This window comes from Bacteroides gallinarum DSM 18171 = JCM 13658, from assembly GCF_000374365.1.
In the GTDB taxonomy this organism is placed as follows: Bacteria; Bacteroidota; Bacteroidia; order Bacteroidales; family Bacteroidaceae; genus Bacteroides; species Bacteroides gallinarum.
Window position 1 is genome coordinate 360,313 of record NZ_KB894115.1, and the last position, 17,124, is coordinate 377,436.

20 protein-coding genes and 1 tRNA gene are annotated in these 17,124 nt (G+C 43.7%); 13 read left to right on the top strand and 8 right to left on the bottom strand.

The annotated features are described in order from the left end of the window. Positions 1-137 precede the first annotated feature (137 nt). The 7 genes from C233_RS0101780 (at position 138) to C233_RS0101820 (ending at position 5,114) form a co-directional block, all read left to right on the top strand. A complete protein-coding gene (locus C233_RS0101780) occupies positions 138-551 on the top strand; it encodes a hypothetical protein (RefSeq protein WP_018665766.1) in 414 nt (137 codons plus the stop codon). Between the two features lie 343 nt (positions 552-894). Continuing rightward, a complete protein-coding gene (locus C233_RS0101790) occupies positions 895-1,611 on the top strand; it encodes a hypothetical protein (protein WP_018665767.1) in 717 nt (238 codons plus the stop codon). Next, positions 1,608-2,621 carry a tellurite resistance TerB family protein gene (locus tag C233_RS0101795; protein ID WP_018665768.1) on the top strand — a complete coding sequence of 338 codons (1,014 nt, stop codon included), beginning with the start codon at positions 1,608-1,610 and terminating at the stop codon, positions 2,619-2,621. The genes C233_RS0101790 and C233_RS0101795 overlap by 4 nt, the downstream gene beginning before the upstream one ends. Before the next feature lie 7 nt (positions 2,622-2,628). Further along, positions 2,629-3,003 carry a hypothetical protein gene (locus C233_RS0101800; RefSeq protein ID WP_018665769.1) on the top strand — a complete coding sequence of 125 codons (375 nt, stop codon included), beginning with the start codon at positions 2,629-2,631 and terminating at the stop codon, positions 3,001-3,003. 69 nt (positions 3,004-3,072) lie between these two features. Beyond that, positions 3,073-3,771 carry a hypothetical protein gene (locus C233_RS0101805; protein ID WP_018665770.1) on the top strand — a complete coding sequence of 233 codons (699 nt, stop codon included), beginning with the start codon at positions 3,073-3,075 and terminating at the stop codon, positions 3,769-3,771. A 235-nt stretch (positions 3,772-4,006) separates the two neighbouring features. Beyond that, positions 4,007-4,453 (top strand): hypothetical protein, encoded by a 447-nt coding sequence (locus C233_RS0101815; protein WP_018665772.1) that lies wholly within the window; start codon positions 4,007-4,009, stop codon positions 4,451-4,453. Positions 4,454-4,511: 58 nt separating this feature from the next. Further along, complete coding sequence (locus C233_RS0101820; RefSeq protein WP_018665773.1) at positions 4,512-5,114, top strand: hypothetical protein; 603 nt, start codon at positions 4,512-4,514, stop codon at positions 5,112-5,114. Between the two features lie 349 nt (positions 5,115-5,463). On the opposite strand, the gene C233_RS0101825 is transcribed toward C233_RS0101820, so the two are convergent. Beyond that, a complete protein-coding gene (locus C233_RS0101825; protein WP_018665774.1) occupies positions 5,464-6,138 on the bottom strand; it encodes a hypothetical protein in 675 nt (224 codons plus the stop codon). Positions 6,139-6,275: 137 nt separating this feature from the next. Here C233_RS0101825 and C233_RS22120 point away from each other — a divergent pair, with 137 nt between their 5' ends. From C233_RS22120 to C233_RS0101840, 3 genes are read left to right on the top strand one after another with little or no spacing between them, the layout of a single operon-like run. After that, positions 6,276-6,629, top strand: coding sequence for a helix-turn-helix domain-containing protein (locus C233_RS22120; RefSeq protein WP_025068549.1), 354 nt, complete (start codon positions 6,276-6,278; stop codon positions 6,627-6,629). Beyond that, on the top strand, positions 6,616-8,235 hold the full coding sequence (locus tag C233_RS23180; RefSeq protein WP_018665776.1) for a DNA primase family protein: 1,620 nt from the start codon (positions 6,616-6,618) through the stop codon (positions 8,233-8,235). The genes C233_RS22120 and C233_RS23180 overlap by 14 nt, the downstream gene beginning before the upstream one ends. Then, entirely contained in the window at positions 8,222-9,139 is a 918-nt protein-coding gene (locus tag C233_RS0101840; RefSeq protein WP_018665777.1) for a BT4734/BF3469 family protein, read from the top strand. Before C233_RS23180 ends, C233_RS0101840 begins: the two co-directional genes overlap by 14 nt. Before the next feature lie 357 nt (positions 9,140-9,496). Here the strand turns inward: C233_RS0101840 and C233_RS0101845 are convergent. The 5 genes from C233_RS0101845 to bamJ (C233_RS0101865) all read right to left on the bottom strand — a co-directional run bounded on the left by C233_RS0101845 (position 9,497) and on the right by bamJ (C233_RS0101865) (position 12,333). Then, positions 9,497-9,570, bottom strand: a tRNA-Ile gene (locus tag C233_RS0101845). 91 nt (positions 9,571-9,661) lie between these two features. After that, positions 9,662-9,973 carry a DUF4491 family protein gene (locus C233_RS0101850; RefSeq protein ID WP_018665778.1) on the bottom strand — a complete coding sequence of 104 codons (312 nt, stop codon included), beginning with the start codon at positions 9,971-9,973 and terminating at the stop codon, positions 9,662-9,664. A 194-nt stretch (positions 9,974-10,167) separates the two neighbouring features. Beyond that, positions 10,168-10,632 (bottom strand): Lrp/AsnC family transcriptional regulator, encoded by a 465-nt coding sequence (locus C233_RS0101855; protein WP_004291634.1) that lies wholly within the window; start codon positions 10,630-10,632, stop codon positions 10,168-10,170. A gap of 230 nt (positions 10,633-10,862) precedes the next feature. Further along, a complete protein-coding gene (gene bamJ, locus C233_RS0101860; protein ID WP_018665779.1) occupies positions 10,863-11,726 on the bottom strand; it encodes a BamJ family beta-barrel-assembly machinery protein in 864 nt (287 codons plus the stop codon). Positions 11,727-11,739: 13 nt separating this feature from the next. Further along, a complete protein-coding gene (bamJ, locus tag C233_RS0101865) occupies positions 11,740-12,333 on the bottom strand; it encodes a BamJ family beta-barrel-assembly machinery protein (RefSeq protein ID WP_018665780.1) in 594 nt (197 codons plus the stop codon). A gap of 196 nt (positions 12,334-12,529) precedes the next feature. Here bamJ (C233_RS0101865) and C233_RS0101870 point away from each other — a divergent pair, with 196 nt between their 5' ends. Then, positions 12,530-13,228, top strand: a complete 699-nt coding sequence (locus C233_RS0101870) for an SIR2 family NAD-dependent protein deacylase (RefSeq protein WP_025068550.1) — start codon at positions 12,530-12,532, stop codon at positions 13,226-13,228. 77 nt (positions 13,229-13,305) lie between these two features. Here the strand turns inward: C233_RS0101870 and C233_RS0101875 are convergent, their stop codons facing one another. Beyond that, positions 13,306-14,052, bottom strand: a complete 747-nt coding sequence (locus C233_RS0101875; RefSeq protein WP_018665782.1) for a glycosyltransferase family 2 protein — start codon at positions 14,050-14,052, stop codon at positions 13,306-13,308. Next, positions 14,045-15,310, bottom strand: coding sequence for a glycosyltransferase family 4 protein (locus tag C233_RS0101880; RefSeq protein ID WP_018665783.1), 1,266 nt, complete (start codon positions 15,308-15,310; stop codon positions 14,045-14,047). Before C233_RS0101880 ends, C233_RS0101875 begins: the two co-directional genes overlap by 8 nt. A 202-nt stretch (positions 15,311-15,512) precedes the next feature. Here C233_RS0101880 and C233_RS0101885 point away from each other — a divergent pair, with 202 nt between their 5' ends. Next, positions 15,513-16,364 carry a hypothetical protein gene (locus C233_RS0101885; protein WP_018665784.1) on the top strand — a complete coding sequence of 284 codons (852 nt, stop codon included), beginning with the start codon at positions 15,513-15,515 and terminating at the stop codon, positions 16,362-16,364. Then, positions 16,361-17,113, top strand: a complete 753-nt coding sequence (locus C233_RS0101890; RefSeq protein WP_018665785.1) for a cytidylyltransferase domain-containing protein — start codon at positions 16,361-16,363, stop codon at positions 17,111-17,113. The genes C233_RS0101885 and C233_RS0101890 overlap by 4 nt, the downstream gene beginning before the upstream one ends. Positions 17,114-17,124: the final 11 nt, after the last annotated feature.

The window sequence follows — 17,124 nt, forward strand, 5'->3', positions numbered from 1 at the left end:
CTAAATACCCGGTGCGAGAGTTTGAAACCCGAAAAGCGGCTGTTAAAAAAGCCTGTTCCCTTATATTCTGACAGGAACGGGGATATATGTATTAACCGAATGATTCGGCATCTAAACAAAACATTAAATGATACATTATGACACAAAGAAAGAAAACCCGGACTGAAAAAGCCGTGAAAACGGAATCCAGACCGGCCAAAGCCAAAAGGGCAAAGTCAAAAGCAAAGGCGGAAACTGTGGAAATCCCACAACCGGAACCCGAACAGAATCTTCCGGTGGAAGAATCTGCATCTCCTGAAGAATCCAACCGGGAACAAGAAAGTTGTACGGTTGAAGAATTGCTGGAAGCAATCATCGACGACGAAAACGACGAACCGGAAACCGACGATTCATGGGCGGATAAAATACTTGCCCAATATGACAGGACACTTGAAGAAAAAGGACTCGGGGAAGACTATTTCCGGAAGATTGAAAAAGAGCTTGAAGATTGGGAACAGGAAAAAAAGGAAAGCGAAGCCCTGATTGAAAAGCTCCTGAATGAAGAAGATTAGTTAATTTTGTAACCGCAACAGTCTCTTTCGGAGATGAAAAGCTTTGCGATGTACTCTATTTTATCTAACTTTGCCATGTCGTGGAAGCATGACGGACATATTTAGAATTTAAGGTACACGAAAGTGTTTAACTGATTCTCAGAGATAAAGTCTGGAAAACTACTATTGAACGGGAATAAGTTAGCATCTCTCGCGTCATATCCGTATATGGCGTGGGGGACTGTTGCTTGTTTTAGTTCAAGGCATTTCCAGACGCCCATCTCTTAAAATAAGTTACAGCCCTCACGCTTTCGCATTTTATTAATTCTTCTTTCGGGGGTTGGGAAGAATGAATCTTGCCGATATGGACATTATAGACGGGCTTGAAGCATTCAAAGGGCTTTTTCCCTCTGAAGATGAATTAATAAAACATATTCTTAAGCACACTCTGTTTTTTGAGAAAGAAGCTGTCAGGAAACAGGCTATAAACCTCAGGACTAATATCCGTATGGGACAAGCTGTTCCGGTACGATACACTTCAAACACGGCATTCTTCCTTCAGCATAAAGTAAAAACCACGACCCCTAATTTCAAAGGAAGAAGTGAAGCAGTCCGTTTTACCGACAATCCGGAAAACGCTTTATTCCACAAGGAAACAAAAATAAGGATTTGTTTCGACCGGGACGGAAATTATTATCCCAAACAAATGATTTTCAACAGTACAAAGTATAAAGTCAGCTGTGGGGCACAAAGTAATATCATCAACTACATAATAGCGCATATTTGGGATAAAACAGACAATCCTTTATACTTTGGCCTGTTATGGAATTATTGTTTAATCCCGGCTCATTGTGCTTTCATTACGGATAAAAAAGAGGAGTCGAATACAATAGTGAAACAGACAAAGAACCTACTTAAAGCCATCAGCCTTGAATTATACAATCCCAATCGCATCATGGACTGGAATCAATCGGTGATACAATATGAGGATATGCCTGAAAAGGAATATATCTCAAAAGCCCGTAAGCTGATTAAAGAAAACCAAATAAATTTCCTTCACCCCAGAAAAGAATCAATATGAACTATAGTGAATCATTGAAAACATTAATGAACAATCCTGTTATTGCCAATCTCAAACAAGGAAAGGGCATCAATACCTGCGCAGCGTTGGAAACCTCACTCAACTGGGCGTACGACCAGACTTTGAGCAATGATATGCCATTGGGACTTGCAAACGCCATACAACTTTCCGAAGAATATCGTTTGACATCAAAATCCATCACCGAAGCAAGCAATAACCTGATAAAATACGAATTGCCAAAGATTTCAGGAATCGGACTTTTAACCTCTTTAGGCGGCTTTTGGTCCTTACCGGCCAATGTTGCCTCCGTATTTTTTCTCCAATTGCGTCTGGTAAATGCCATAGCCTGCCTTGCCGGTCGAGACCCCGAAGATGAGGAAGTAAAACAACTCGCTTTCATCTCTTTGTTAGGCGCACAAGCTTCGAGTGTCGCAAAAAAGAAAATGCTCGAAGGCGGACTAAAGTCGCTTCTTCCTAAAATAGCGGAAAAACTTGCTCCAAAAATGCTGGGCACAAGCGGACTTCTAAAGTGCATTCCGGTCGTCAGCGGTGTCATCGGTTCTTCTTTAGATGCCTTGATTACTTATAGCATCGTAAAAGCCGCACAAAACTTATTCTTAGGAGATATAATCAAGCAAGAATTTTTCTGCGAAATACAGGAACAACGTGTCAGATTATTGATAAACATGGCTCATATTGACGATGAACTGGCCGAAGAAGAGAGAACTTTGATTCAGCAGGTTATCGACGAATCAGACCTTTCAATAGAAAAGAAAACGGAATTGTCAATGCTTATATGCAAATCGACACTTCTAAAAACAGACCTTTCCATATTTAAGGAGGAAAAGATGTACGCCATAAATACCATTGCCGGTTTAGCCTCTGTAATGAATGCGGACGGAAAGATACATCCCTCTGAAAGATTATACCTGATGGAAATAGCAAAAGAGGTAGCCATTGATAAAGAAGAAGTTGAAACTATCATAGAATCTTGTTACATAAAAAAATGATTATTGTATGAATTGGAAATTAGCAGCCCTGGCCATCGTAGGAGGATTGGCAGTCAAGAAAGTATTATCTAAAGAAAAGCAAGAATCGGACTTCGCATTAAGCCATTATGAAAACGGTAAAAAAAGGAAGGCAGTATTTGCATCTCAGACTCACAGTAGTAATGCTAAAGAACAACTGTATGAGATACGAATAAAAGGCACAATCCAATGTAACGGCCCCAAGCCCATAAACAAAACGTTTATCGGAGACAGACTTCAGGCACAGATGTTCACCGGAAGCAGAAGACGTGAAGCGCTGGAAGATTGGGTTCGCGCAAATTATCCGGGAGCGGAACCCCAATCAGGCCGTAATCTGGCAGCGGAAGTTAAACCTTTGAAATAGAAAAGTATCTTTCCTTATAGTTTAAAGCAACGTCACTCTTACTATGCGAACGACATAAAAAAATACACAATGGAAACAAATAAAGTTATTTCTGCCACAGAACAATGCCCCCAAACAGATGAAGCATCGCAAGAAAAAGAAACTGCGATGATTCAAAAAATTCAAGGCTCCTCTTCTATAAGGATTATCAATCTAATGGCCAAAGACAATGAAAAACTTATCCCATTATTTTGGCCTTGTTACCTTGTCACAATAGGTTTTATCTCATTAATCGGGATTAATATTATTGACCCGGCTCTTTTAGAAAGTGCGAACTGGAAACAAAACACAATTTGGAGCGCATTGCTTTTCTTCGGTTTGATTCCCCCATTCATGCGCTCTACGAAAGGAGTATGGTTAATAATGGGATATGTTTTAGCATTCTTCATTTTTGGAGGTGGAAACATCTATGGAACCGTTCAATTAGTTTTATCCATATTTAAAATATGCTTACCGGTATTTATCCTTTTCCAAATGTTCAGACTTTGGGGAGAAATCAAGAATTACAGCAAATGGATACTGCTATTGCCTATCATATCATTGATTCTTGCGATGATGATATTGACCATTGAAGACAAGAATATATTTCAAAGCAGTTGGAATTCGTTAATCAATTGGTCTTGGGATTCATATAGAAGCGATAATGGCTTTCATACCTATTTAGGAGGCATAGGAATATTGACAGGCATCTCGGAATTTTTGATTATCAAAAAATACATCAACAATTAAATCTTTATGCTGTACCCTAAAATCATATTTATAATTATCCTGACCGCATTAGGGATAATCATGTTTGGCGCGCTGCTCGATTTCATCGTCTCAATCATGATATATGTAATTGGAATAATCGTATTGGGAGTTTCATCCGCCGTCATTATCTTACCCAAAGAAAAATTGACAGCGTATTACAGACGGTTTACCGCAACGATTTCAAGGTTTATTCACGTTTAAAATAAAGCTTATTATGACAGAAGATGTTTCTATTATCGACCCTATCGTAGATTTTATTGCAAAATGGATAGCGGTTCCCGGAATAGCACTTTACGGGTTGTATTTAATTTACAAATTAATAAAATCCATTTACGATTCCATTCGTGAATTTATAGAAAATCTATTTGGATGCAAACACTCCAAGACAAATCAGACCCATAGGCGTCACAGCAATGATAGCACCCACAAATACGAAAACGAAAACAAAGAACAACTGTATGAGATACGAATAAAAGGCACAATCCAATGTAACGGCCCAAAACCCATAAGCAAAACGTTTATCGGAGACAGGCTTCAGGCACAGATGTTCACCGGAAGCAGAAGACGTGAAGCGCTGGAAGATTGGGTTCGCGCAAATTATCCGGGAGCGGACCCCCAATCAGGCCGTAATCTGGCAGCGGAAGTTAAACCTTTAAAATAATCGTCCTCCCTTGCTTTCAAAAGCAAGGGAGTCTTTTTACACTTAAAGTTATAAGCAAATGGCAATAAGAATAGACTGTTACGAACTGATAACTCCCGTACAAATCGGGAAACAGTATTTTCCCAAGCAATATGCAGAGGAATGGTGCTGGAATGACGGAGTAATCTGTACGCCAATGAGAGCAATGAATCCTTGGGGCATGGACTCAATAATGGAAACTTGTGAGGAACTGAGTCTAAAAAGATTCAGGGAAGAAAACGGGGAACGGGTAATCGGAGATTTTTATGTGGCGACACAATTCGGCTTCGATGATACGCTCGGCAAAAAAGGAAACTGGCTTAGGGCATATCGGGAAGTAGCATGGAATCCGTCTTGCCCGCTTGGAATCAAGCCGCCGGACAGTTTTCCGTGTTATCATGGCGGTTTTTATTATGAGTCCGAAAAAGTCTGGAGAGAAGCAGGACTTGCACTGAACGCCTTTAACGAGGTATTGGATGAGTGCGAATCAAGACAACCTTACGACAAAAAAGAAAATGATTTCGTCTCTAAAATAATAGGTCGGCTACCACAGGCAACTCCTTATGACAATTTCTTTATTGAACTCTCACAGAAAACATTCAAACAACCGTTCTTTGAATACAAGAGACAACGCGATATTTAAGTTGCATTCTACCATAAATCATTATTTATCAACGATTTTTTGCAAATAGAATCACCCATAAAAGGCAGGGTAAAGTCTTATCCCGTTATACCTGAAATAAGGCCGTTTTCGTCTCCGTCACCGAGTTTTCTACCCTCCACCTATACCCAATATAAGGGAGCAGAAAAAACTCGAATATGGAAGAATAAACTGTAGGATAGAAAATCTTTACATAGTGAACTAAGTGAATGAAGTGAAGTATTTTTTTATAAATGTATAAATAGAGAAATCAATATTGATTATTTTGTCTATAATAGATTATATAGAAATATGCTTCACTTCATTCACTTAGTTCACTTTTTGCTTTATCCTATAAAAAGAGTTCGTGAGGACAGGTTTCTTTATTGAAGTTTTCTATGGCATCCCATAGTTCTTCCTGATATTCATACAAGGGCTCTATTATGACTTCCGGAAAAGTTTCGTCTGATGCAGGGGCAAGAGAAAAACCGGAAGTTTCGATTCGGCGGCCGACCTCACTTCTCATCCCGCAAGATTCAATGACCTCAAAAGAATATTCTCCCAAGAACTTCAACCGGCAATATTTCCGGGGATACCAACCTATACAGACTATTTCACCTTTGTACAATGAAGAAAACTTGAAATAGTCCATTCCGCTAAATCCCTTCTCCACATCGAAATCCGTATTGGTCTGCTTGTACCCATGACAGAAGGTTTCCCAGTCCTTATATCCCAATGCACGGGCCATAAAAGACAGTTTCCCAATGTCCGGAGTCATTCGCTTTTCCGAATCTTTATCACCCCAATATCTTCGCAGTGTATCGACGCTGATTGTCTCCGATTGCTGGATTGCTTTCCCGTCCTCAAACTTTCGGGACGGAAAATTCTTCTCGCTCTGTTTCCTTATATACTCGGACAAATCGGAATAGGCATTGTCCGAACTTAAATCTATTCCTGAAACTTTGATTAGTTCATTTTTCAGAGTTTCAAAGCGTTCCTTGTCTATCGGTATTCTTTTCTTTGGCATATCATCATGTTTTTGCAAAGATACAAAACATTGGTTATTAACGATATATGAATCGTGCCTAAATGTGCCCAAACGTGCCTTTTTATGCTCTGTTTCAGACTCCATACCTTTGCATCAAACAAAAAAAAGAAAAGCTCATGACAAGAGAAAAGACCGATTACAATACTCTGCCGGAACAGATAGACTATCTGATTCAGGAAATTGAAGAAATCAAGAGTATGCTTTCGAGTAAAATGGACAAACCGGAGAACATACCGAAGTATTTGGACATCGACCAGGCATTGGCTTATATGAGAAATTTGGGATTCCCTATCAGCAAGTCAAAACTATACAAACTGACTTCCGGTTGCCATATTCCACATAGTAAGTCAAACAGTCGGGTATATTTCCAACCGCAAGAATTGGAAAATTGGGTATCATCGCAGATAAACAAACTTCATAACAAAGAAACATTATATACATTAAATACCAAAATATATGGAACTAAATGATTTGATAAATATATGCGCTAAAGAAACGCCCATGCAAAAGTTCATAAGGGGTAAAGAAATGCTTGGACAAATTATAAAAAGTATGCCTAAAATCCCTTTTGAAGAAATTAAATTGGAAGAATGTTATATGTACAATAGAGAAGACTTGATTCGACATGATGATTCAGGGAATCCACATGTAAATGTTCTTCTGAAAGAAAAATTTGTATATATTTCCAAGATATTGAGAAGTATTGCAGACAAGACAGGTTCAGGCTTATTGGTATTGGATGGTTTTCTGCATTATTATAATGGAGCATATTGGGAAAAGATAGAGGAATCTCTCGCTTCCGATTTACTTGCATTAGTAGCAATAAAGGCAGGATTCCTACCTATAGAAGCAGAAAGCGAAGTGAATAAGAAAAAGTTGCTCGTCCAATTGGTCTCCGATTATAATTGTCCTCCCCAGAAAGGCAATGTTGATACGAATAAACCGAAGATTCTCGTAAACATGAAAAACGGAACTCTTGAATATGAAAATGGAGAATTCAAACTGAGGGATTTTCAAAAAGGTGACCTAATCAGATACCAACTTCCATTTAAATATGACCCAGATGCCACATGTGAGAAGTTTGATAAATTCCTTGACGAGGTTTTACCGGAAAAGGCCGCACAAGACGTACTTATGGAAATGATTGGCTATTGTTTTATCCCGACAAGCTACTTGAAATTAGAGAGAAGCATGATGTTATATGGCGAAGGGGCAAATGGCAAAGGAGTAATCTACGAATTGGTAAAGGAGATTCTCGGAAAGGAGCATGTTACGGGGTTTTCTATGGCAGCATTGTCTTTTGATGCCAATACACGAGCCCAGCTTAGCGGGAAACTCCTGAACTATTCCTCAGAATTGGGTGGAAAGTGTAACCCAGATATGATAAAGAAGCTCATAAGCGGTGAAGATGTTGAAGTAAAAACATTATATAAAGATGTGTGGATTTTGCGGGACTATACCTGCAAATTCATATTCAACACAAACTCTTTGCCAAAGGAGACGGAGGCTAACGTCGCATTTTTCAGGAGGTGGATAATCCTTCCTTTTGACGTGACTATCCCCAAAGAAAAACGTGACAAGAGACTGCCGGACAAGTTAAAAAAAGAATTGCCGGGTATATTCAACCGGGTTATAGCAGGTATTCAGCGGCTACTTGAAAATGAGGATTTCACAGAATCCGAATTGGCAAGCCGTATGCTTGAGGAATATAAAGTTCGCTCAAATACCGTTCTGCAATTTATTCAGGATGAAGGATGGATTGCAACTGTGCCTCCATCGAACACGGAACGCAAAAATGCAAATATTCAACATATTGAACTCAGTTTTTTGTATGAAAAATATACTGAATATTGCGAGAAGCAGCATATGCACAGTGCCAATAACCGGACATTTAATGAGCGTATCAAGAAGATGTTCTATGTTCAATCCAAGTGTACTAACAATGCAACGTGGGTGTTCTGTGAGAAGAAACAGGAAAAATATAATTATCCGGAATTGGAAAACTTGGAAGATGAAAGCGACCCAGTAAAAAGTATAATAAATAATCTTCAAAAAAAGAAAAATGAAAAATCCTAAAGTAAGCTTGTTTCAAAATTACAGGGAAAAACTTCCTGTCAGGCAAGTAAGGTTATTGGATTGGGTCTGCTCCGACCTTTACAAAGGAGCGGCAGAACACATCCGGTCTATCTTCAATAAAAACGAACAGCGGGAGTTAAAGGCTCAATTGCCTTGCATTACTCCAAGTGGGATATTCTCCTATTGTTCTGATAAAAATCTGGATTGTCATAGTGGCTTTATCTGCATTGACATTGACGGCGGCAAAGACAACCCGGACATTACGGATTTTGAGAGATTGAAGTCGGAGGTAATAAGCGGCATTGAATATGTCGCATATTGTGGCCTGTCAATCAGCGGGAACGGTGTGTTCTGTCTGATTCCGATAGAATCTCCGCAATTTCACAAAGAGCATTTCTACGCTTTGGAAGAATACTTTCGAGAGAAAGGCATTGTCATTGACTCTTCCTGCAAAAACGTGTCAAGGCTTAGAGGCGCTTCTTATGATGCCAATCCGTTTTTGAATCCGGATGCAGTAACTTTTGCCGGAAAGATTGAGCAGGCGGTCAAAAAAATCAAGAAGCATATTCCATCTGAAAATGCTCTGAAAGGACTTGTAACAAAAGGAGTTCAGAGTATACCATTGATTATGGCACCTATATTACAGATGATAGAGGTAAATCAGATAGACATAACGGGAAACCGGCACCGCTGGTTTGGCATTGGTTGCGCTTTAGCCAATGAATATGGAGAAGAAGGAAGGGATATTTTTCATGCCGTCAGTCGCTTCTACAAGAATGATGGTTATTATTACACGAAAGAAGAAACAGACGAGTTGTACGATTCATGCTTAAAGAATTGTCATAAATACAATTATAGCATTGGAACATTCTATTATTGGTGCAAAGAATATGGAATGCTGTAAATATGATGATGGATATTACTCAGATGTGGTGTATTGAGTCTAACGAGGGGGAAATTATGAAGAACACACCTTTCACTCTGATTTTATCGCGAAGAAAAGGGATAACTACTGGTGTGTAGGTTATCCCTTTTCTTCGTACTTGCATTGCAATGAAAGCCTTAACCTGTGAGGCAATGACTGTCAGAGAAAGAAACAGGATGAAAACCAGTCTGATTTACCGGTGTGTCATGTTTGTCATTGATTGTCATCTATTTCCAGAGGCTGTGTGCAAATTGTGTGCAAGAAGTTCCCGTATGCAAGAAAAAAGCCGTTACAAAACTATTTGTAACGGCTTGATTTTCTTTGTTTTATATTTCGTGGACCAGCCAGGGCTTGAACCTGGGACCTCCAGATTATGAGTCTGTTGCTCTAACCAACTGAGCTACAAGTCCGGTGTATCCTTATGTCGGATATCGGGGACAAAAGTAGTATTTTCTCTTGGAATATGCAAGCATTTCGGGCAAAAATACGACTTCTCCCGGTTTAGAATTTATAAGTCCGCTTAGGATTTTTGGGAAACCAGCCTTTTTTTACCCGTTCTTCCTGTTCGAAGATTTCTTTGATAGTCCAGAATGACGAGAAGGCAAATACGCCGAGAAGCGAGGCTATCAGAATGTTTTCGGTACAGATTGAGGCAATGGCGCCGCCGATTCCCAATAATAGGAAGAACCACCAACATTTGGTTCCCCAGTAATATTCCGCTTTTACTACGACGGGGTGGAAAAAACCGATGATGAGGAAGGTACAGATGCCGATGACAAGTCCTGAGAGATGATATTCGTTTAAGAAATCCATGTGTATATATAGAATGGTGAAGTTACGGGATGATAAAGGGATTGAATTGCCGGTATAAATAAAAGGGCAGGTACATGGTACGATAGAGAAACATATGATACGGTGTACCCAAGATATGAAAAGTGATAAAATGGTAGTGCACGTTACGCTGTGTCGCCGCCCTACCACCTTATCACTCTACCGTTTTACCTATCTTACTTTTCCGGACAAATAGGGATTTCCTTCTTAATGCTCTGTTCTAGCGAGATTAAAGTTTCCGTGGCAGTAACACCGGGAATTTCCTGCATCTTGTTGTTCAGTAAATCCATTAAGTGTTCGTTGTCGCGGGCATATACTTTAGTCAGCATGGTGTACGGGCCGGTGGTAAAATGACATTCCACTATTTCGGGAATTTTTTGCATCTCGGCAACGACCGCCTTGTACATAGAGCCTTTTTCCAATTTGATTCCTACATAAGTACAAGTTCTGTACCCCAGGGATTTGGGGTTTACATGATAACCGGAGCCGACAATGACCCCCAAATCAATCAGGCGCTGTACACGTTGGTGAATGGCAGCACGCGATACACCGCATTCGGCAGCTACATCCTTAAAAGGAATACGGGCATTTTGGGAAATGATTTCCAATATCTGCCGGTCGAGATTGTCTATTTTTTCCATAATAGTAAATAAGTAAAGTTCTTGTTGTTATCAAATAGTAAGCAAATATAGGGCTTTATTTTAATTTATCTATAAAATGGAAAGAAAAAAAGCATAAAAGTGATAAGGAGATAAAGTGATAGGACAATAAGGTGATAAAGTGACAAAGCGGCGGGGGCGATAGGATAATAAAACAACAGGACGGTAAAGTACGCTACCTTACCGTCCTGTCACTTTATCGTATTATCGTTTTATTTCTCGATACCTACCAGTTCCACTTCGAAAATCAGAGTAGAGAACGGTTTGATTTTGCTACCGGTTTCTCTTGCACCGTAAGCTAGCTCCTGCGGGATGTAAAGCTCCCACTTGGAACCTACGGGCATCATGGTGAGAGCCTCAGTCCAACCTTTGATAACCTGGTTGGCACGGAATGTAGCGGGTTCTTTACGTTTGTAAGAGCTGTCGAACTCAGTTCCGTCAATCAGAGTACCTTTGTAATTTACTTTCACTTTGCTGGTATCGGCAGGGATTGCGCCGGTTCCCTTAGTGATAATCTTATATTGCAGGCCGCTCGGAGTAGTTACCACACCCTCTTTGCCCTTATTTTCCGCAAGGAATTTCTCGCCTGCCGCTTTGTTGTCGGCATATTTCTTTTCCAGCGCCTTCGTCTTTACGACATCCATTTGAGTCTGCATGAAACTCTGCGCCTCTTCTTTGGTCATGATACCTTTACCCACGACTCCGGCAACGAAACCTGCCAACAGGTTCTCACGGCTGATAGTCTGTGTGGAGTCCCCGCTGAAAATCTGCTGGTTGAAACCCTCTACCCATTGCTTGCTCACCATTTGCCCGATTTGCAGGCCGGCCATGTAAGCTACATCTTTCTTATCGATTTTCGTTGCACCTTCGTTGAAACCCTTGATGAATTCCGTCATCTGGGTAGAATCGATACCTTGCTGTGCAAGATACTGTTCCAGACCTTCGGTACGTGCCATACCGATAGCGTAAGATAATGAGTCGATGTCCGTTTTCAAGTCGGCTTTCGGACTTTGTGCAGTACAAGAAGCCAAGCCGGCTGCTGCTGCAAGAGCCAAGATAAATGTTACTTTTTTCATTTTGCTTTTAAGATTATTTATTTAATACTTTAAGTAGTTCCACTTCAAAAATAAGCGTGCTGTGTGGAGGAATCATTTCACCTGCCCCTTGTGCGCCATAAGCCAGCTCGCTGGGGATGTACAACTTCCATTTGGCGCCCTCGGGCATCAGTTGCAGGGCTTCCACCCAGCCCGGAATAACCTGGTTTACGCCGAAGATAGCGGGCTGTCCGCGTTTGATAGAGCTGTCGAACAACGTCCCGTCAATCAGCGTACCTTCGTAGTGGCATTGCACTTGGTCGGTAGCCTTGGCATATGTGCCTACATTACCTTCGCTGATAACCTCGTATTGGAGTCCGCTGGGCAGAGTTACCACTCCCGGGCGTTTTTTATTCTCCTCGAGGAACTTCCTGCCCTGCTCGATGTTGGCAGCATTCATTTTCTGTTCCAGTTCTTCGAAATATTTGTTTACTATTTCGCGGGCTTCCGTGTGGCTGATAACCGTTTGGTTGCCTTCCAATACATCCGTGATTGCTTGTGCGAAGTCATTTACTGCAATGCCCTTAGCACCCATACTTAAAAGATTCTGACCTATACCGAGGCCGATAGCATAACTGAATTTATCCATAAAAGATTTTGTTGGCGGCCGAAACGATTTCTTTTCCAGCCTATTGCAAATTAACGAATGGCAAAAGTACGTCTTTTATTTGAATGATTTTGTTTTTTTGAGATTAAAAAATCTTAGTAAGTGAAAATAACTTCTTTCTTTTTCGTGCATTATTCATACATTTGCGTGGTTATACGAATCTTAAGGAGATATGAAGATGAAGAATTTGGTTGTTTTGTCCGGTGCGGGAATGAGTGCCGAGAGCGGCATCAGTACTTTTCGCGATGCAGGCGGACTATGGGATAAGTATCCGGTGGAACAGGTTGCGACGCCTGAAGGATACGCCCGTAATCCGGAGCTGGTTATCGGCTTTTATAACGAGCGCCGCAAACAATTGCTGGATGTAAAGCCGAATGCCGGACACATCGGACTTGCAGAGTTGGAAAAAGACTTCAATGTAACAGTCGTTACGCAGAACGTGGACAACCTGCACGAGCGCGCCGGGAGCAAGCACGTCATTCATCTGCATGGTGAGCTGACGAAAGTCTGTTCCAGCCGCGACCCCTATAACCCCCATTATATAAAAGAACTGAAACCGGATGAATATGAAGTGAAGTTGGGCGACAAGGCAGGCGACGGCAGTCAGCTCCGCCCCTTCATCGTTTGGTTCGGCGAGTCCGTGCCCCAGATTGAAACAGCTATCCGCTACGTAGAGAAAGCGGATATCTTTGTCATTATCGGCACTTCGATGAACGTCTATCCGGCGGCAGGACTGCTGAACTACGTGCCGCGTAATGCCGAAGTCTATCTGATTGACCCTAAACCGGTAGACACCCATTCCATGCGGCAGATACACGTAATTCAAAAAGGTGCATCGGAAGGGGTGGAAGAATTGCGGAAACAATTCTTAAGATGATTGCAGGTTTGCTTTGAAAAAGCTCCCGGCTTGCTTAATACCTTTAGCGGGCAAACCTCGTACCCACCTTTTTTCGTTTACTTCTTCAGTACAGCCCTTAGTAAAAACCAGCTATGATAAGCTACGGTGCTCAGCCAGCCATAGTGCCGCACCATGATACGGAAGCGTTCCCGCAGCGACGCCTTCCGGTTGCGGGTAGTCATACCCTCGTCCAGATAATCTATTATCGTGAGGCGGGTATTGTGCAGTGTCCGCGCTTTCTTCATGATACGGATGCACCAGTCGAAATCGGAGGAGAAACGGTATTGCAGGTTGTACGGCTCAGCTAAAGAACGTTTGGCGAAAAACGCCTGGTGGCAGACAAGCATCCCCTGCTTGAAACTTTTCCACGTCAGCACTTCCGGAGCGGAAAGCCGGCGCATACGCACAAAGTGCCCCTCTTTATCTACCAGAGCCGTTTCACCATACAACACATCGGGCAGCGAGTGCCCCGTCAGCGTATGCACCATTTGTTGCAGGATGTCGTCCTCGTGGAAACTGTCGCCAGCATTGAGGAAGCAGAGATAGTCGCCCGTGGCCAGCCGCATACCCTTGTTCATGGCATCGTACAAGCCTTTGTCCGGTTCGCTCACCACCCGCGCGATGCGTTCTTTGTAACGCTCTATGACAGCAAGCGTCCCGTCTTTGGACGCCCCGTCCACGATGATATACTCCACGTGGCGGTAAGTCTGCGAGATAACACTCTGAATAGTATCCTCCAATACCGCTCTGGCATTGTAGGTTACGGTAATGACGCTGAATTTCGGAGTAAGATGATTATGCATTTCTTCCGGTGGCTTTATTGTACAAGTCGATATACTTCTTGGCTACGGTACTTTCCGAATAGTGGGCTACCGCCTTTCGGCAAGCCTGTTCGGACAAACTGGGATAACCCGGGTCGGTCAGAGTCCAGTAGATGCCGTTGGCAAAATCCTCGGACGATTTATATTGCGCCACATATCCGTTGTGCAGGTGGTCTATCATCTCGGGGATGCCGCCTACATTGAAACCCACGCAGGGAATGCCGCACGCCATAGCTTCCATTATCGTATTAGGCAAGTTCTCTTCCAGCGAAGGAGTAACGAAAAGGTCTACCGCATTATAAATATCCACCAACTGGTGCTCGTTGCTGACGAAATCCAGCGGATATACCTTGAAAGGCAACAAGTTCTCCAACTGCTGCGACTCCTTGCCGAAAACCACCACGCCGAGCCGCTCCTTCAGTTCGGGATGCTTTTCCGCCAGCAGCTTGCACGATTCTATCAGGTAGTCGATGCCCTTCCGCTTGTCCGTTATCTTGACGGAGCCGAACAGTATGAGCCTGGCATCCTGCGGCAGCATGCACTTGCGGCGCGCCTCCTGCCTGTTGTGCGGCCTGAACAGGTTGGTGTTGATAGGATTGGGGATACACATCACCGTATGCCCGGCGAGCAGGGCGCTTTTCTTAGCCAGCCCTTCCAGCCAGCGGCTGCATGTTACGAAGTAGATATGCCGTCCTTTGTACAAATCCTGCTTTTTGCGGAAAGTACGGTAAGAGAGGTCTTTCCTGCCGCCGTTGCCGTCGATGAAAGGACAGTTGTGGCACTCCTGCTGGTAATGGGTACACTCGCGGGCATGGTGGCAAATGCCGGTACAAGGCCACATGTCATGCATAGTCCATACGACCGGCTTGCCCGATGCCAGGATACGCTCGATATTCTTTAAAGATAACATCCCCTGGTTAATCCAGTGAAGATGAATTACATCCGCCTGCTGGAATTCCGGCAGCGAGGTGATGTCCGTACCGGTGTTGGCAATATCGACGGCAAAAATATTCTCTCTCTTAAAATGGTTCGCCTTCCATATGACGATGCGCTCCCATACGAATTTCCATACCATGCGCCAGTTATGACTCAATGAAACTACGGTAATCTGGCCGGTCTGCTTGTCGCGCACCAGGAGCTTGGCCTTGATGCCGTTGTTTTTGAGCGACTCCATTAGCCGGCTGGCAGCTATGGCCGCTCCGCCAATGCGTTCGGATGTATTGATTAATAGTACTCTCATTTTTTGCGGAATGTTTGGACAAAAGTACTGTTTTTGCCGTTTTCTACTCTATAAAATCTTTTATTTTTTAGTCTGTAACCGCTAAACTCCCTATCTTTGCGAGGCTGAAAGCGGGTAATGCCGGAAAAGACGGAAACATTGCCGGCGGACACAGCTCGCCCGGCGGAAGGAACAGCCCCCGTCCGGAAGTAAATAAAAGAGTATGGGAGATAAAGGAATGAAAAAGTTGGAACAACTGTGGCAAACCTTTCTGAGTGTGGTAAAGATACTGTTGCAGTCCAAATGGCGTACACACCTGCCGTCGTCGTTCAGCAATCCGGACGAGTTGCTGATATTGGCCAACGGACCTTCGCTGAACCGCACGGTTCGGGAAGCCCCGGATTTTATAAAAGGAAAGACACTGCTGGCGGTAAACTTCTGTGTCACCTCCCCCATGTTCGAGCAGCTCCGTCCGGAAATCTACCTCATAGCCGACCCCCTGTTCTGGATTGTCCCCGAAAAACGCGTACAGTTGTTCCGGACACTCGCCGAAAAGACCGCCTGGCCGATGCACCTGTTCGTCCCTGCCCGCGCCTTGAAGAATAAAGAGTGGCAGCCCATGCTGGCAGGCAACCGGAATATCCGCCTCTGCATCTACAACACCACGCCGATAGAAGGCGTACAGGGATTCTGCAACTGGGTGTTCGGTAAAGGCTGGGGTGTACCCCGCCCTCACAATGTGCTGATTCCCTCTATCGCTATCGGGCTGCGGCTGCCTTTCAGGAAGATATACCTGGTGGGTGCAGACCACTCCTGGCTTCCGGAAATTACGGTGACGGACGACAATGTGGTACTGATGCACCAGAAACATTTCTATGACCAGAACAAGTCGCAGGCGGCAACGGTGACGCAGGAAAACCTGCATAGCGCACGGCTTTATACGATACTTTACCACATGTACGTAGCCTTCAAATCGTACTTCGTACTCGAAGCCTATGCGCGCCGGCTCGGTAAGGAAGTGATTAATGTTACCCCGGGCAGTTATATAGACGCTTTTAAACGGATGAAATTATGAAAGACGGAATTATCATTCAGGCACGTACCGGCTCCACCCGGTTACACAACAAGATACTGCTCCCTTTCTATGGCGGGCAGCGTATTATAGACATCCTAATCGGCAATATCAAGCAGGCATGTGCCGGCAAAACGATTGTACTTGCCACTACCGACCGTCCGCAGGACGATGTGCTGGCGGATATCGCCCGTGAGGCGGGCATCTGCTGCTATCGGGGAGACGAGGACAACGTGCTCGACCGCTTTATTCGCGCAGCTACGGCATTCGGTATCGACCGCTTCATCCGTGTCTGCTCGGACAATCCCTTCCTGCGCCCGGACAGCTTTCGGACTTTCTTCGAGGAGCACGATGCCCGGCCGGCAGACTACATCGCCTATGGCTTTGCAGACGGCCGCCCCACTATCAAATCCCATTTGGGCTTGTTCGCCGAGCTGACGACTGCCGATGCGCTTCGCCGTGTAGCCGCCGCCACACAGGAGAAACTGTATATAGAGCACGTTACGATTTATCTCTATACGCATCCCGAGGCGTTCGGCATTCGCCTGCTTCCGCTGCCCGGCGAGCTGGAAGGACGGTTAGACCTCCGCTTCACGCTCGATACCATGGAAGACTTCACCCTGTTGCAAGAGCTTTACGCTACCTTCTACGAACAGACCGACCGGAGCATACATGCCCTGCTCCGTTTGGTGGAGGCACATCCGGAGTATCGTGCCAAGATGCTGGAGAATATTGCAAGGAACGAAAAATAAGCCCCGTTCCC

Excerpts from the sequence above, each read along its gene's own strand:
- C233_RS0101780 (WP_018665766.1), top strand. The coding sequence starts at position 138 with ATGACACAAAGAAAGAAAACCCGGACTGAAAAAGCCGTGAAAACGGAA.
- C233_RS0101790 (WP_018665767.1), top strand. The coding sequence starts at position 895 with ATGGACATTATAGACGGGCTTGAAGCATTCAAAGGGCTTTTTCCCTCT.
- C233_RS0101795 (WP_018665768.1), top strand. The coding sequence starts at position 1,608 with ATGAACTATAGTGAATCATTGAAAACATTAATGAACAATCCTGTTATT.
- C233_RS0101800 (WP_018665769.1), top strand. The coding sequence starts at position 2,629 with ATGAATTGGAAATTAGCAGCCCTGGCCATCGTAGGAGGATTGGCAGTC.
- C233_RS0101805 (WP_018665770.1), top strand. The coding sequence starts at position 3,073 with ATGGAAACAAATAAAGTTATTTCTGCCACAGAACAATGCCCCCAAACA.
- C233_RS0101815 (WP_018665772.1), top strand. The coding sequence starts at position 4,007 with ATGACAGAAGATGTTTCTATTATCGACCCTATCGTAGATTTTATTGCA.
- C233_RS0101820 (WP_018665773.1), top strand. The coding sequence starts at position 4,512 with ATGGCAATAAGAATAGACTGTTACGAACTGATAACTCCCGTACAAATC.
- C233_RS0101825 (WP_018665774.1), bottom strand. The coding sequence starts at position 6,138 with ATGCCAAAGAAAAGAATACCGATAGACAAGGAACGCTTTGAAACTCTG.
- C233_RS22120 (WP_025068549.1), top strand. The coding sequence starts at position 6,276 with ATGACAAGAGAAAAGACCGATTACAATACTCTGCCGGAACAGATAGAC.
- C233_RS23180 (WP_018665776.1), top strand. The coding sequence starts at position 6,616 with ATGGAACTAAATGATTTGATAAATATATGCGCTAAAGAAACGCCCATG.
- C233_RS0101840 (WP_018665777.1), top strand. The coding sequence starts at position 8,222 with ATGAAAAATCCTAAAGTAAGCTTGTTTCAAAATTACAGGGAAAAACTT.
- C233_RS0101850 (WP_018665778.1), bottom strand. The coding sequence starts at position 9,973 with ATGGATTTCTTAAACGAATATCATCTCTCAGGACTTGTCATCGGCATC.
- C233_RS0101855 (WP_004291634.1), bottom strand. The coding sequence starts at position 10,632 with ATGGAAAAAATAGACAATCTCGACCGGCAGATATTGGAAATCATTTCC.
- bamJ (WP_018665779.1), bottom strand. The coding sequence starts at position 11,726 with ATGAAAAAAGTAACATTTATCTTGGCTCTTGCAGCAGCAGCCGGCTTG.
- bamJ (WP_018665780.1), bottom strand. The coding sequence starts at position 12,333 with ATGGATAAATTCAGTTATGCTATCGGCCTCGGTATAGGTCAGAATCTT.
- C233_RS0101870 (WP_025068550.1), top strand. The coding sequence starts at position 12,530 with ATGAAGAATTTGGTTGTTTTGTCCGGTGCGGGAATGAGTGCCGAGAGC.
- C233_RS0101875 (WP_018665782.1), bottom strand. The coding sequence starts at position 14,052 with ATGCATAATCATCTTACTCCGAAATTCAGCGTCATTACCGTAACCTAC.
- C233_RS0101880 (WP_018665783.1), bottom strand. The coding sequence starts at position 15,310 with ATGAGAGTACTATTAATCAATACATCCGAACGCATTGGCGGAGCGGCC.
- C233_RS0101885 (WP_018665784.1), top strand. The coding sequence starts at position 15,513 with ATGGGAGATAAAGGAATGAAAAAGTTGGAACAACTGTGGCAAACCTTT.
- C233_RS0101890 (WP_018665785.1), top strand. The coding sequence starts at position 16,361 with ATGAAAGACGGAATTATCATTCAGGCACGTACCGGCTCCACCCGGTTA.